General features: G+C 68.3%; 16 protein-coding genes and 1 pseudogene. 12 read left to right on the top strand and 5 right to left on the bottom strand.

Annotated features, from left to right (window positions below; translation table 11 throughout):
- The 3 genes and pseudogenes from JF290_RS19225 to JF290_RS19215 form a co-directional block, all read left to right on the top strand.
- Window positions 1–122: pseudogene (locus tag JF290_RS19225) on the top strand (S-(hydroxymethyl)glutathione dehydrogenase); the annotation flags it as partial.
- Complete coding sequence (locus JF290_RS19220) at window positions 119–610, top strand: GNAT family N-acetyltransferase (protein WP_199026522.1); 492 nt, start codon at window positions 119–121, stop codon at window positions 608–610. The pseudogene JF290_RS19225 and the gene JF290_RS19220, both read left to right, overlap by 4 nt.
- A 28-nt stretch (window positions 611–638) precedes the next feature.
- The gene (locus JF290_RS19215; protein WP_199026521.1) at window positions 639–1,373 is read left to right on the top strand and encodes an NYN domain-containing protein; all 735 of its coding nucleotides are present in this window, start codon (window positions 639–641) and stop codon (window positions 1,371–1,373) included.
- Window positions 1,374–1,406: 33 nt separating this feature from the next.
- On the opposite strand, the gene JF290_RS19210 is transcribed toward JF290_RS19215, so the two are convergent.
- A complete protein-coding gene (locus JF290_RS19210) occupies window positions 1,407–2,279 on the bottom strand; it encodes a LysR substrate-binding domain-containing protein (protein WP_199026520.1) in 873 nt (290 codons plus the stop codon).
- Window positions 2,280–2,376: 97 nt separating this feature from the next.
- On the opposite strand from JF290_RS19210, the gene JF290_RS19205 reads away from it, so the two are divergent.
- Both JF290_RS19205 and JF290_RS19200 read left to right on the top strand, forming a co-directional pair.
- On the top strand, window positions 2,377–3,081 hold the full coding sequence (locus JF290_RS19205; RefSeq protein ID WP_199026519.1) for an SDR family oxidoreductase: 705 nt from the start codon (window positions 2,377–2,379) through the stop codon (window positions 3,079–3,081).
- 16 nt (window positions 3,082–3,097) lie between these two features.
- Window positions 3,098–3,322 (top strand): DUF6552 family protein, encoded by a 225-nt coding sequence (locus tag JF290_RS19200; RefSeq protein WP_227364487.1) that lies wholly within the window; start codon window positions 3,098–3,100, stop codon window positions 3,320–3,322.
- Between the two features lie 23 nt (window positions 3,323–3,345).
- On the opposite strand, the gene JF290_RS19195 is transcribed toward JF290_RS19200, so the two are convergent.
- On the bottom strand, window positions 3,346–3,963 hold the full coding sequence (locus JF290_RS19195; protein WP_199026517.1) for a TetR/AcrR family transcriptional regulator: 618 nt from the start codon (window positions 3,961–3,963) through the stop codon (window positions 3,346–3,348).
- Between the two features lie 133 nt (window positions 3,964–4,096).
- On the opposite strand from JF290_RS19195, the gene mbfA reads away from it, so the two are divergent.
- The gene (gene mbfA, locus JF290_RS19190; RefSeq protein ID WP_199026516.1) at window positions 4,097–5,071 is read left to right on the top strand and encodes an iron exporter MbfA; all 975 of its coding nucleotides are present in this window, start codon (window positions 4,097–4,099) and stop codon (window positions 5,069–5,071) included.
- Here the strand turns inward: mbfA and JF290_RS19185 are convergent.
- Window positions 5,068–5,421: a YybH family protein gene (locus tag JF290_RS19185; RefSeq protein ID WP_199026515.1), complete on the bottom strand. Its 354-nt coding sequence runs from the start codon at window positions 5,419–5,421 to the stop codon at window positions 5,068–5,070. The genes mbfA and JF290_RS19185 overlap by 4 nt on opposite strands.
- 127 nt (window positions 5,422–5,548) lie before the next feature.
- On the opposite strand from JF290_RS19185, the gene JF290_RS19180 reads away from it, so the two are divergent.
- The 6 genes from JF290_RS19180 to zapE all read left to right on the top strand — a co-directional run bounded on the left by JF290_RS19180 (window position 5,549) and on the right by zapE (window position 10,583).
- Window positions 5,549–6,478: an AEC family transporter gene (locus JF290_RS19180; RefSeq protein ID WP_199026514.1), complete on the top strand. Its 930-nt coding sequence runs from the start codon at window positions 5,549–5,551 to the stop codon at window positions 6,476–6,478.
- Window positions 6,479–6,577: 99 nt separating this feature from the next.
- Window positions 6,578–7,408 carry an S-formylglutathione hydrolase gene (gene fghA, locus JF290_RS19175; RefSeq protein WP_199026513.1) on the top strand — a complete coding sequence of 277 codons (831 nt, stop codon included), beginning with the start codon at window positions 6,578–6,580 and terminating at the stop codon, window positions 7,406–7,408.
- Window positions 7,409–7,413: 5 nt separating this feature from the next.
- The gene (locus JF290_RS19170) at window positions 7,414–7,890 is read left to right on the top strand and encodes a YaiI/YqxD family protein (protein ID WP_199026512.1); all 477 of its coding nucleotides are present in this window, start codon (window positions 7,414–7,416) and stop codon (window positions 7,888–7,890) included.
- Window positions 7,887–8,507, top strand: a complete 621-nt coding sequence (locus JF290_RS19165) for an HAD family hydrolase (protein WP_199026511.1) — start codon at window positions 7,887–7,889, stop codon at window positions 8,505–8,507. The genes JF290_RS19170 and JF290_RS19165 overlap by 4 nt, the downstream gene beginning before the upstream one ends.
- Window positions 8,507–9,424 carry an alpha/beta hydrolase gene (locus JF290_RS19160; RefSeq protein ID WP_199026510.1) on the top strand — a complete coding sequence of 306 codons (918 nt, stop codon included), beginning with the start codon at window positions 8,507–8,509 and terminating at the stop codon, window positions 9,422–9,424. Before JF290_RS19165 ends, JF290_RS19160 begins: the two co-directional genes overlap by 1 nt.
- Before the next feature lie 100 nt (window positions 9,425–9,524).
- A complete protein-coding gene (gene zapE, locus JF290_RS19155) occupies window positions 9,525–10,583 on the top strand; it encodes a cell division protein ZapE (RefSeq protein ID WP_199026509.1) in 1,059 nt (352 codons plus the stop codon).
- A 77-nt stretch (window positions 10,584–10,660) separates the two neighbouring features.
- On the opposite strand, the gene JF290_RS19150 is transcribed toward zapE, so the two are convergent.
- Entirely contained in the window at window positions 10,661–11,935 is a 1,275-nt protein-coding gene (locus JF290_RS19150) for a bifunctional folylpolyglutamate synthase/dihydrofolate synthase (RefSeq protein ID WP_199026508.1), read from the bottom strand.
- A complete protein-coding gene (gene accD / locus JF290_RS19145; protein ID WP_199026507.1) occupies window positions 11,932–12,915 on the bottom strand; it encodes an acetyl-CoA carboxylase, carboxyltransferase subunit beta in 984 nt (327 codons plus the stop codon). Before accD ends, JF290_RS19150 begins: the two co-directional genes overlap by 4 nt.
- Between the last annotated feature and the right edge of the window lie 3 nt (window positions 12,916–12,918).

Below are 12,918 nucleotides of genomic sequence, written 5' to 3'. Positions count from 1 at the left end.
ACATGGACGGCAAGATCGAGATCGACCCGATGATCACCCACACCCTCACGCTGGACCAGATCAACCACGGCTTCGACCTCATGCACGAAGGAAAATCCATTCGTGCGGTCGTGGAGTATTGAGCGGTCTCACGCTGCACCCTGCCACAGGGGCTGACCACGACGCGCTCTGGGACATGCTCCGCCCGGTCTTCCGGGCGGGCGACACCTATGCGGTCGACCCCGACATCTCCCGCACCGACGCGCTCGCCTATTGGTGCGGTGCCGATCACGGCACGTGGATCGCCGAGGAAGATGGCACCCCGCTCGGCAGTTACTATCTCAGGACCAACCAGCCCGGCGGCGGCGCCCATGTCTGCAATTGCGGCTTCGTCACCGCGCCTGCCGCCCGCGGCAAGGGCGTGGCGCGGGCCATGCTCGATCATGCGCTCGACCGCGCGCGCGCTGCCGGGTTCGCCGCCATGCAGTTCAACTTCGTCGTCGCCACCAACACCCGCGCCATCGACATCTGGACCCGCGCCGGGTTCGAGACCGTCGGCCGCCTGCCCGGCGCCTTCCGCCATCCCGACCGGGGCGAGGTCGACGCGCTGGTGATGTATCGCCGCTTGTGAGCCGGCGCAGCCGTGCTATAGGCAGGCCATGACAAATACCACCAAACCCCCGCTTCTTGCCGTCCTGATCGATGCCGACAACATCTCGGCCAAATATGCCGAGGCGATGTTCGAGGAGATCGCCTCGCTGGGCGAGGCCAGCATCCGGCGCATCTATGGCGACTTCGCCGGCGGCGGCCCGCAGGGTTGGAGCAAGGACAAGCTGGCCGCGCTCGCCATCGTGCCGCACCAGCAATTCGCCAACACCACCGGCAAGAACGCCAGCGACATCGCGCTGGTCATCGACGCGATGGACATCCTGCATTCCGGCCGCTTCGACGGCTTCGTGCTGATCTCGTCGGACAGCGATTTCACCCGGCTGGCCAGCCGCATCCGCGAACAGGGGCTGGACGTGTTCGGCATGGGGATGCGCAAGACTCCCGCCGCCTTCGTCAAGGCCTGCAAGCGGTTCATCTACGTCGAGAACCTGATCACCGACACCGGCAAGGCCAAGCCCAAGCCCGCCAAACAGCCGGAATCCGGCGAAGCCCCGGCCGAACTGGAAGATCCCACCAAGCTGGTGATCCGCGCCATGGAAGCGATCAACCAGGATGACGAATGGTTCACCCTGGGCCAGATCGGCCAGTACATCACCGCCGCCAACCCGGATTTCGACACCCGCAGCTATGGCAAGTCCAAGCTGAGCGACCTGATCGCCACGCTCAAGGTCTTTGAAACCAAGCGCGGCGACGGTAACCAGCTCCTGGTGCGCCGGCTCGACTAGGACGGCACGCCCGCAGCGCCGATGCGCCGGGCCTCACGAGCCGGCCAGGCGGCGCAGCCACCCGGTCATCGCGTCCAGTGCCGGGCGCCCGCGATCGGCGCGGCGGCTCAGCAGATAGAAATCGCCATCACCGCGCAGCACCTCGGGCACAAGCTGCACCAGATTGCCCGCCGCGATGTCGCGCTGCACCAGGAACCGGCTGGCCAGCGCCACCCCCTGCCCGGCGATCGCCGCGTCGATCGCCAGCGTGGTCTGGCTCAGATGCAACCCGCGCCCACCGTCATCCGCGACCCCGCATAGCGCCAGGAAGCCGGGCCAGAGCGCGTGCGTGTCATGGATTTTCGGCAAGCGCCGCAACAGGTCCGGACGCGGCGAATCCACCGCGCCGTGCAACACCCGCGGCGAGGCGACCGCGATGATCTCCTGTGCGAACAGCAGATGCGCATCGAGACTGGCCCCGAAGGGCGGCGTGCCCTGGCGCACGGCCAGGTCGATCCCGTCCGCCTGAAAGCGTGACACGCGTTCGGTCGCGAGAATCTGCAGATCGATCTCAGGATGCGATTCGGTCAGGTCCGGCAGGTTCGGGATCAGCCATTTCGCCGCGAACGTGGGCGTCACGCTGATCAGAACCCGGTCGGGCTGTGGCCGCAGGGTCTCGGTCGCCTCGCGCAGGGCGGCGAAGGCGGCCTGAACCCGCGCGTGATACCGCCGCCCGGCCGGGGTGAAGGCCAGACCGCGCGCATGGCGCTCGAACAGCTGCACGCCCAGTTCGGTTTCGAGACCGCGCACCTGCTGCGCCACCGCGCCCTGGGTCACGCCAAGATCCTCGGCCGCCGCCCGGAACGTCAGGCTTCGACCTGTGGCATCAAACGCCCGGAGCGCGCGCAGCGAGGGAAGCGAGTCCATGAGCCAATAGTATTTCTACAGTCTTATGACGTCAATTCTGATTACAAGTGTCGCAAGGGCGCCTCTATGTTGATCGCAAGCCGAAAAGGAGATCGACATGACAATAGAAAAAACAGCGCTCATCACCGCCGGCGGCTCCGGCATGGGGGCCGACGCGGCCAGACGGCTGGCGGCGGACGGGTTCCGGGTCGCGATCCTGTCCTCGTCAGGCAAGGGAGAGGCCCTGGCGGACGAACTCGGCGGGTTCGGGGTCACCGGCTCGAACCGGTCACAGGCGGATCTGCAGGCCCTGGTCGATGGCGCGCTCGACCGCTGGGGCCGCATCGACGTGCTGGTCAATTCCGCCGGGCATGGCCCCAAGGGGCCGGTGCTCGAGATTTCGGACGACGATTGGCACGCGGGGATGGAGGTCTATCTGTTGAACGTCGTGCGCCCGACCCGTCTCGTGACGCCGGTGATGCAGGCGCAGGGCGGAGGCGCGATCATCAACATCTCGACCTTCGCCGCGTTCGAACCCGACCCTCTGTTTCCGACATCCGGCGTGTTCCGCGCCGGGCTGGCGGCGTTCTCCAAGCTCTTCGCCGACCGATATGCCGCCGACAACATCCGCATGAACAACGTTCTGCCGGGGTTCATCGACAGCCTGCCCGAAACCGAAGATCGCCGCGCCCGCATCCCGATGGGGCGTTATGGTCACGCCGCCGAAGTGTCCTCGCTCATCGCGTGGCTGGCCTCCGACAAAGGCGGCTACATGACCGGGCAAAACCTCAGGATCGACGGGGGGCTGACCCGTGCGGTCTGAATGCGCAGACCCCCTCGTGACCAGGGACCAGTTGGCCTTCAACCTGAAATGGGGCGCCTCCATCGTGCAGATCCTCGGATACACGGCGACGGGGTTCGGCTGGGCGCCCTGGAACATCCTGTTCTTTCTCGTCGGCGTTCTGGGATGGTTCGCGGTGGGCCTGCTCTGGAAGGACCGCGCCATCATGCTGATCCACCTGGTCGCACTTGCCGCGCTGGCGGCCGGGCTGGCCAGCGGCTGACCGGCGCGGCCCCGATGGCCGCCCTACGCCCCGTAGCGCGCCATGAACGTATCGACGGCGTTGGCGATCACGTCGTCGATCTCCTCCGGCGAGAACCGGCGCTGGATGCCGAAGACCGCCCGCACCCACAGCTTGGCCTTGCAGAGTTCCGAGAACTGTTCGGCCGCCATCTCGACATCCTCGATCACCAGTTCGCCGCGCGCCGCCGCCTCGGTCATGTATTCCATCAGGCGGTTGCGGCCCATCTCGGGCCCGCTGGCATAGAAGGCCCGGCCCAGTTCGGGAAACCGCTCACGCTCGGCAACGCAGATGCGAAATACCTGCTGCGCGAAATCCGACAGCAGGAACGGCACGATCTGCCCGGCGGCCAGGGTCAGAACCTCGCGGGGCGGGCGGGCCTGGTCGATCAGGTCCAAGGCCCGGTCCGCCATACGGGTGCATTCGGTCGTCGCCACCTCCATGAACAGCAGCCGCTTGTCAGGGAAATAGCTGTAGAGCGTCGCCTTGGACACGCCCGCGGCGCGGGCGATGTCATCCACGCTCGCGCCCTCGAACCCGTCGGCCATGAAGACCTCGCGCGCGCCCTCCAGGACCTGATCGAACTTGCGTCCGGTGCGCAGGATGGCGTCGGGCTCGGTCATGTCCTGTCCTTGTCAGAAGGTGCCTGCCCCCAACATAAACCGATTGGTTCAGTTTCAACAACACCCCGCATGCGCCCGCTTGCGTTTCCGGCCGCCGGACGTATGTTTAGAATGATTCTAATCGAGGCTGGCCATGCGCTTCATGACCCAACGTAAACGGTTCCGCGACCTGTCGGAACAGGAAATCCTCGCACTCGCGATCTCCTCCGAGGAGGACGACGCCCGCATCTATCGCGGCTATGCCGAAACCCTGCGCGCCGACTATCCGGCCAGTGCACGGATGTTCGAGGGCATGGCCGCCGAGGAAGACGAGCACCGCGCCCGCCTGATCGACCTGCACAGCCGGCGCTTCGGCGAGACCATCCCGCTGATCCGCCGCGAACATGTCGCGGGCTACTACTATCGCCGCCCGGTCTGGCTGGTCGAGAACCTCGGCCTCGAACGGATCCGCGAGGAGGCCGAGGCGATGGAGCGCGACGCCGAACGCTTCTACCTCGCCGCCGCCGCGCGCACCTCGGATGCCGCGACGCGCAAGCTGCTGGGCGATCTCGCCGCCGCCGAGGCCGGCCACCAGGTCACCGCCGCCGAACTGGCCGAGGCGCATCTGGACGAGGCCACCCGCGATGACGAGGACGCCGCCGCCCATCGCCAGTTCATCCTGACCTGGGTGCAGCCGGGGCTCGCCGGGCTGATGGACGGGTCTGTCAGCACGCTGGCGCCGATCTTCGCCACCGCCTTCGCGACGCAGGACACCTGGACGACGTTCCTCGTCGGTGTCGCCGCGTCCGTCGGCGCCGGCATCTCGATGGGCTTCACCGAGGCCGCATCCGACGACGGTGAACTCTCCGGTCGCGGCTCGCCGGTCAAGCGCGGCATCGCCTCGGGCGTGATGACCACGCTGGGCGGGCTGGGCCACGCGCTGCCCTACCTGATCCCCGATTTCTGGACCGCCACGATCATCGCCTTCGCCATCGTGTTCTTCGAGCTGTGGGCCATCGCCTGGATCCAGAACAAGTACATGGAAACGCCGTTCTTCCGCGCCGTCTTCCAGGTGGTTCTGGGCGGGTCGCTCGTGCTCGCCGCGGGCATCCTCATCGGTTCGGGCTAGGGCGTCAGGCTGCACATCCGGATCAACCAGCCACCGCCCGGCCGACGCTGCAAAACGCACAGCGACTCGCCTTCTCCGGTCTGATCCCCTTCCGTAAAGGCCGCCAGACACCAGCCCAGATCACCCGACACGCCCCAGGACCGCAAGTCCACGCGCTTGCCTGCACTGCCCTCGGCGACCCACGCGGCATGGGTGCGCGCGATGGCATCACGCCCGATCGCGGCCGGGCCGAACGGCGAGCGCAATTCACCATCTTGCGTAAACACCGCCGCACAGGCGGCGCTGTCACCGGCGCGATAGGCCGCGACATAGCGCTCCAGCAGGTGCCGCATTTCCGTCTCGTCGCTCATTCGTGCCTCCCTTGCCCGCAATCGACTGAACCTTGCATGGCGGTGGCGACACAGGCAACGCCTTCTGAAACTTGCCACCTGACCGTGCCATCTTGCAGCCCGCATCCCTTGCCGTTACCCCTGCCCCATGGTCGAGATCTTCCTGCGCACCCTGCCCTTTTTCGCCATCATCGGCCTCGGCTACTGGGCCGGGCGCACGCGCTTTTTCAGCGAGGAGGCGACCGCCTACCTGACCAAGTTCGTGTTCTATTTCGCCCTGTCGGCGATGCTGTTCCGCTTTGCCGCCAACCTGCCCCTGGCCGAGGTGTTCGACGCGAAACTGATCGCCGGGTATCTCTGGGGCAGCGCCTTCGTCTACGGCATCGCCACCATCGTCGCCTTCATCCGAAAGCTCGACGTGCCCACCGCCGCGATCGAGGCGCAATGCGCGGTGATCGGCAATGTCGGGTTCCTCGGCCTGCCGATGTTCGTGCTGCTGTTCGGCGAGGCGTCGATCGGTCCGCTGATGCTGGTGCTGGCCACCGATCTCATCGTCTTCTCCAGCCTCATCGTCATCCTGATCAGCGGCGCCCGCGACGGGCGGATCAGCTGGGGCATCGGACGCACCATCGCGCTGGGCCTGCTGAAGAACCCGATGATCGTCTCGATCGTGCTGGGTCTTTCCTGGTCGGCGCTGGCCCTGCCGATCCCGCGCCCGATGAACGACTTCCTGGCCATCCTGGGCGGCGCCGCCACGCCGGGCGCGCTTTTCGCCATCGGCGCCTCGCTGGCCAGCAAATCCGCCGAACGGCTGCACATCGCGGGCTGGCTGACCTTCTGCAAGCTGATCCTGCACCCGCTCTTCGTCGGTCTCGCCGTGCTGGTCCTGTTTCCGCTCGATGCCTTCTCGGCCACGGTGGTGATCGCCGCCGCCGCCATGCCGGTGGCCGGCAACGTCTACATGCTGGCGCAGCATTACGGCGTCGCGCCGCACAGGGTCTCGGCCGCGATCCTCGTCTCCACCGCCATCAGCATCGCCAGCTTCCCCGCCATCGTCGCCTGGGTCAGCAGCGCCTGACGCCGTTTTCGACCCGGATTTCCGCCCGCGGGCACGTCCCGCCCTTTACCCCCGCGCCAGCGCCCGCTAGCTCAGACACCACATCAGAAAGGACATGCCATGCAAAAGACCTCGGAAAACGCGTGCTTCGGCGGCATCCAGGGCGTCTATACCCATCCCTCCGACGCCTGCGGCTGCGACATGACCTTCGGCCTCTTCCTCCCGCAGGAGGCGCAGGACGGCCCGGTGCCCCTGCTGTGGTATCTCTCGGGCCTTACCTGCACCCATGAAAACGCCATGACCAAGGCCGGCGCCCAGGCCTGGGCCGCCGAACAGGGACTCGCGCTGGTCTTCCCCGACACCTCGCCGCGCGGCGACGGCGTGGCCGATGACGAGGACTATGACCTCGGCCAGGGCGCGGGCTTCTACGTCGACGCGACGCAGGACCCCTGGGCACCGAACTACCGGATGTGGAGCTACATCACCGAGGAGCTGCCCGCCCTGCTCGGCGCGACCTTCGCGCTCGACATGGACCGCCAGTCGATCACCGGTCACTCCATGGGCGGGCATGGCGCGCTCACCATGGCGATGAACCTGCCGGGCCGGTTCCGCTCGGTCTCGGCCTTCTCGCCGATCTGCAACCCGACCGGGGCCGACTGGGGCCGCAAGCAGCTCACGGCCTATCTCGGTGCCGACGAAACCGCCTGGGAGCGGCACGATGCCAGCCTGATGATGCGCAAGGCGGGCTTTGACGGTCCGATGCTGATCGACATCGGCAGCAACGACCAGTTCATCGACCTGCTGCGCCCGGAAACGCTCGCAGCGGCCATCGCGGACCGCCGCCAGCCAGCCAGTTTCCGGCTGCAAAAAGGGTATGATCACAGCTATTTCTTCGTCTCGACCTTCATGGAAGATCACGTCGCCTTCCACGCCGACGCGCTCTGGGCCTGATCGGCTTGGGCGCGCTCTACATCGACGCCGACGCCTGCCCGGTCAAGGCCGAGGCCGAGCGCGTCGCGACCCGGCACAGGCTCAGGATGTTCGTGGTGTCCAACGGCGGCCTGCGCCCCTCGGCCAATCCGCTGGTCGAAACCGTGATCGTCCCGGACGGCCCGGACGTGGCCGACATGTGGATCGCCGACCGCTGCGGCCCCGGCGACGTGGTGGTGACCGGGGACATCCCGCTCGCGGCGAAATGCGTCGCCGCCGGCGCGCAGGTGCTGCGCCACAACGGCGACATGTTCACCGAGGCCAATATCGGCCAGCAACTCGCCATGCGCGACCTGATGGCCGACCTGCGCGCCGCTAACCCGCTGGGTGCCGGCGGCTCGGGCAAGGGCTTCACCAAGGCCGACCGGGCGCGCTTTCTCGACGCGTTGGAACGCGCGATCCGGGCCGCGGCCCGCCACCAGCAACAGGACCCCGGACCATGACCCCCGAAGCGGTGATTTTCGACATCGGCAACGTTCTGATCGAATGGCAGCCCGAACGCTTCTACGACCGCACCATCGGCGAGGACCGCCGCCGCGCCATGTTCGCCTCCGTCGACCTGCACGCGATGAACGACCGCGTCGACATGGGCGGGCATTTCACCCGAACCATCTATGCCATGGCCGAGTCCAACCCCGACTGGCGCGACGAGATCCGCATGTGGCACGATCACTGGATCGAACTGGCGCAGCCGGAAATCTCCCGCTCGGTCCGTCTGCTGCGCGCCCTGCGCGCCCGTGGCGTGCCGGTCTTCTCGCTGACCAATTTCGGCATCCAGAGCTTCGACTACGCCGCCACCCACTACCCGTTCCTGACGGAATTCGACCGCCAGTTCATCTCGGGCCATCTCGGCGTCATCAAGCCCGACCCGAAGATCTACGAGATCGTCGAAACCGACAGCGGCATCGCGCCCAGCGCGCTGCTGTTCACCGACGATCGCGCCGACAACATCGCCATGGCCGCCAGCCGCGGCTGGCGGACGCACCTGTTTGACGGCCCCGACGGCTGGGCCGACAGGCTGGTCGCCGAGGGGCTGCTCAGCGAAACCGAGGCGGCCTGATGACCGGATATCTCCTGCTGGCGCTCCTCGCGCTTCTGATCGCCGCGCCGATCCTGCGCGAAACGCTGCGCCGCCCGGTCGATGACGCCGCGCGCCGCACCGCCCCCGGCGCCACGGCCGACCTGTCGCGCGGCGCCACGCACTATCGCTGGTTCGGCCCGCAGGACGGCCCCGTCATCGTCTGCGTACACGGGCTGACCACGCCCTCCTATGTCTGGCACGGGCTCGCCGTGCCGCTGGCCGAACGCGGCCACCGGGTGCTGGTCTACGATCTCTACGGGCGCGGCCTGTCCGACCGCCCCACCGACCCGCAGACGCTCGACTTCCACGTCGCGCAGCTTCAGGAGCTGCTGGACGACCAGCAGGTCACCGAACCCTTCGTGCTCTTCGGCCACTCGATGGGCGGCGCCATCGCCACCCGCTTCGCCGCGAACCAGCCCGAACGCATCCGCCGGCTCGTCCTGGTGACCCCCGCCGGGATGGCCGTCACCACCGACGCGCTGACCCGCTTCATCATCCGCACGCCGCTGATCGGCGACTGGCTGATGCTGGCCATCTACCCACGCCAGCACCGCGCCTATGCCGAGGCCGAACGCCCCCTGCCCAGCTCGGTGCCCGGCATCGTCGACCTGCAGCAGGCCGAGCTCGACCGGCGCGGCTACATCCCCGCCGTGCTGTCCTCGATGCGCGGCGTGTTCGGCAGCGACCTGGAAAGCGCGCACCGGGCGCTGCACCGCGCCGGCACGCCGGTGCTCGCCCTCTGGGGCGAAATCGACCCGGTCATCCCGCTCAGCGCGCGCGACACGCTCGCCCGCTGGAACCCCGACGCCCGCCAGGAGGTGATCCCCGGCGCCGGCCACGGCGTGCCCTACAACGACACCGACGCCGTGATGGCGCTGCTGCCCGACCCGCTCTGAGCCGCGCCGCACCGTGCCGATGCCAGGGCGACCCCGGCGAGTGCACGCGGCGCGGCGCCGGGCGCTTTTCATCGCCCCGCCGGCGCGGTAAGCCTGCCCCATGAGCAGGCTCACCGACATCATCGCGGCACATGTCGCCGACGGAACGCTGCACCCGGACCCGGTGCAGGAAGCCGCCCTGCCCGAGTTCGAACGCATCGCCGACGCGCTGCGCCGCCCGGTCAAACGCGGCCTGTTCCGCAAGGCGCCCGAGCCGATCCGCGGCCTCTACCTCTGGGGCGGGGTCGGGCGCGGCAAGTCGATGCTGATGGACCTCTTCGTCGAAAGCCTCGCCGACATCCCCACCCGCCGGGTGCATTTCCACGCCTTCATGCAGGAGATCCACGCCGGCCTCCACGCCGCCCGCAGGGCCGGCCACGAGGACGCGCTCGAGCCGGTCGCCGAAAGCGTCACCGGCGACATCCGCCTGCTGGCGCTGGACGAGATGCAGATCACCGACATCACCGACGCGATGATCGTCGGGCGACTGTTCCAGAAACTGCTCGACGCCGGCATCGTCATCGTCACCACCTCGAACCGCGTGCCCGACGATCTCTACAAGGACGGTCTCAACCGGCAGCTCTTCCTGCCCTTCATCGAGCTCATCAAGACCCGCATGGTGGTGCACGAACTGGCCAGCCCCACCGACTACCGGCAGAACCGGCTGCAGGGCAGCCCGGTCTATTTCACCCCGATCGGCCCCGAGGCGCGCGCCGCGATCGACAGCCTGTGGCACGATCTCGGCGGCGACGCGTCCGAACCGCTGACCCTGCAGGTGAACAAGCGCGACCTGGTGATCCCGCGTTTCGTCAACGGCGTCGCCCGGGCCAGCTTCTACGACCTCTGCGGCGCCATGCTCGGCCCCTCCGACTACCTCGCGCTGGCCGATGCGGTCCGCGTGCTGATCCTCGAGGACATCCCCCGCCTGTCGCGGCAGAACTTCAACGAGGCCAAGCGCTTCGTGACCCTGATCGACGCGCTCTACGAGGCGCGCGTGCGGCTCATCGCCTCCGCCGCCGCCGAACCCGAAATGCTCTATGTCGAAGGCGAAGGCACGTTCGAATTCGAACGCACCGCCAGCCGCCTGCGCGAAATGCAGTCCCAAGACTGGCCCGGCTGAGGCGCGCGCACCCCGCTTCATCTTTGCCGAAATACTCCGGGGGAGTCCCGCAGGGACGGGGGCAGCGCCCCCACCCCTCAGCCGTTCTCGCGCAGGACCGAACCGGCGAGGTAGAGCGAGCCGCAGATCAGCACCCGCGCGCGCGCTTCGCGCGCCAGGATGCCCGCCAGCGCCGCCGCCACGGTCTCGGCCTCCCCGGCTTCCATCCCGACCGCCTTCGCCGCCGCCGCCGTGGTCTCCGCCGGCAGGGTGTTGGCCTCGCCCGGGATCGAGACCGCCGTCAACCCGGCCACATGCGCCGCCAGCGGGCGCAGGTACCCGGTCACGTCCTTGGTGTTCAGCATGCCGCAGATCAGGTAGGTCGGCCGGGACGGCAAGCCCGCCAGCACCTGCCCCAGCGCCACCCCGGCGGCGGCGTTGTGGCCGCCATCCAGCCACAGCTCGGCCTCGGGCGCCGACTCGGCCAGCGGCCCCTCGGTCAGGCGCTGCATCCGCGCCGGCCAGACTGCGCGCGTCACCGCCGCCTCATAGGCCGCATCGCCCAGGTCCAGGTGACGCAGCGCCGCCAGCGCCGCACCCGCGTTCATCACCTGGTGCGCCCCCAGGAGATTGGGCAGCGGCAGATCACGCAGCCCGGTCTCGTCCTGATAGACCAGCCGCCCGCGCTCCTCGCTCACCGTCCAGTGCTGGCCATGCACCAGCAGCGGCGCGCCCACCTTCGCGGCCTGCGCCTCGATCGCGTCCAGCGCCTCGGGCGCCTGCGGGCCGACGACGCAGGGCACGCCGCGCTTCAGGATGCCCGCCTTCTCGAAGGCGATCCTGCCCAGCGTGTCGCCGAGATATTGCTCGTGATCCATCGACACCGGCGTGATCACGCACAGCCGCGGCGCGGCGCAGACATTGGTCGCGTCGAGCCGCCCGCCCAGCCCCACCTCCAGCAGCGTGTAATCCGCCGGCGTGCGGGCAAAGGCCAGCAGCGTGGCACAGGTGGTGATCTCGAAATAGGTGATGTCGGCATCGCCATTGGCGCGATAGCACTCGTCCAGCACCGCCGTCAGGTCGGGTTCGGCGATCAGCGCGCCCGCCACCCGGATTCGCTCGTGAAACCGCGCCAGATGCGGGCTGGTATAGGCATGGGCGCTGAGCCCGGCGCCCTCGATCCCGGCCCGGATCATCGCCAGCGTCGATCCCTTGCCGTTGGTGCCGGCGATGTGCACAACCGGCGGCATGCGGTCTTGCGGGTTGTCCAGCGCCGCCAGCAGGCGCCAGACCCGGTCCAGCGTCAGGTCGATGATCTTTGGATGCAGCGACATCATCCGCGACAGGATGATGTCCGATGTGGGGGCGCTCATGGCTTGGCGTCGGCCTTCCCGGTCGCCGGCGGGGCCTTGGCGTCCGGGGTCGCGGGCGCCTCGGGCGCCGGGGCGGGCGTCTCGGTGACCGGGTCCGGCGCAGGCGGCGGCAGGTCGCCGCGCACCGCCGGCGGCAGTCCCAGCAGCATCCGCGTGATCGAGATCAGCTCGTCGCGCAGCGCGGTGCGCGGCGTCACCCGGTCCAGCATCCCGTGATCCAGCAGGTATTCGGCGCGCTGGAATCCGTCCGGCAGCCGCTCGCCGAGCGTCTGCTCGATCACCCGCGGCCCGGCGAAACAGATCAGCGCGTTCGGCTCGGCGATCTGGATGTCGCCCAGCATCGCGTAGCTCGCCGTCACGCCGCCGGTGGTGGGATGGGTCAGCACCACGATATAGGGCAGACCCGCCTCCTTCAGCATCTGCACGGCGACCGTGCTGCGCGGCATCTGCATCAGGCTCAGGATGCCCTCCTGCATCCGCGCGCCGCCGGCGGCCGAAAACAGGATCAGCGGCCGCTTCAGCTTCACCGCCTCTTCGGCGGCGGCGACGATGGCGTTGCCGACATACATGCCCATCGAGCCGCCCATGAAGCTGAAATCCTGCGCCACCGCGACGATCGGCGTGCGGCCGATCTCGCCGGTCGCGACCAGCATCGCCTCCTTCTCGCCGGTGGCCTTCTGCGCCGCCTTCAGGCGGTCGGGATATTTCTTCTGGTCCCGGAACAGCAGCGGATCGGCGATCGGCTCGGGCACCGCGATCTCGGCAAACACCCCGCCGTCGAACAGGGCCGCGAAGCGCGCCCGCGGCGCGATCACCATGTGATGGCCGCAGCTCGTGCAGACGTTGAGGTTCTCGCTCAACTCGCGATGAAACAGCATCGTGCCGCACTCGTCGCATTTCTGCCAGAGGTTCTCCGGCGTCTCCCGGCGCGAGAAGATCGAGTTGATCCGGGGCCGGACGTAGTTGGTGATCCAGTTCATTTC

Source organism: Sedimentitalea arenosa (assembly GCF_016428585.1).
GTDB lineage: Bacteria > Pseudomonadota > Alphaproteobacteria > Rhodobacterales > Rhodobacteraceae > Sedimentitalea > Sedimentitalea arenosa.
Note: the sequence above shows the minus strand (reverse complement) of the source record. Positions and strands in the feature narration are given on the sequence as shown.

Bases quoted from the DNA above. Each gene is read 5' to 3' on its own strand.
- JF290_RS19215 (WP_199026521.1), top strand. From the start codon at position 639: ATGACAAATACCACCAAACCCCCGCTTCTTGCCGTCCTGATCGATGCC.
- JF290_RS19210 (WP_199026520.1), bottom strand. From the start codon at position 2,279: ATGGACTCGCTTCCCTCGCTGCGCGCGCTCCGGGCGTTTGATGCCACA.
- JF290_RS19205 (WP_199026519.1), top strand. From the start codon at position 2,377: ATGACAATAGAAAAAACAGCGCTCATCACCGCCGGCGGCTCCGGCATG.
- JF290_RS19195 (WP_199026517.1), bottom strand. From the start codon at position 3,963: ATGACCGAGCCCGACGCCATCCTGCGCACCGGACGCAAGTTCGATCAG.
- mbfA (WP_199026516.1), top strand. From the start codon at position 4,097: ATGCGCTTCATGACCCAACGTAAACGGTTCCGCGACCTGTCGGAACAG.
- JF290_RS19185 (WP_199026515.1), bottom strand. From the start codon at position 5,421: ATGAGCGACGAGACGGAAATGCGGCACCTGCTGGAGCGCTATGTCGCG.
- JF290_RS19180 (WP_199026514.1), top strand. From the start codon at position 5,549: ATGGTCGAGATCTTCCTGCGCACCCTGCCCTTTTTCGCCATCATCGGC.
- fghA (WP_199026513.1), top strand. From the start codon at position 6,578: ATGCAAAAGACCTCGGAAAACGCGTGCTTCGGCGGCATCCAGGGCGTC.
- JF290_RS19165 (WP_199026511.1), top strand. From the start codon at position 7,887: ATGACCCCCGAAGCGGTGATTTTCGACATCGGCAACGTTCTGATCGAA.
- JF290_RS19160 (WP_199026510.1), top strand. From the start codon at position 8,507: ATGACCGGATATCTCCTGCTGGCGCTCCTCGCGCTTCTGATCGCCGCG.
- zapE (WP_199026509.1), top strand. From the start codon at position 9,525: ATGAGCAGGCTCACCGACATCATCGCGGCACATGTCGCCGACGGAACG.
- JF290_RS19150 (WP_199026508.1), bottom strand. From the start codon at position 11,935: ATGAGCGCCCCCACATCGGACATCATCCTGTCGCGGATGATGTCGCTG.
- accD (WP_199026507.1), bottom strand. From the start codon at position 12,915: ATGAACTGGATCACCAACTACGTCCGGCCCCGGATCAACTCGATCTTC.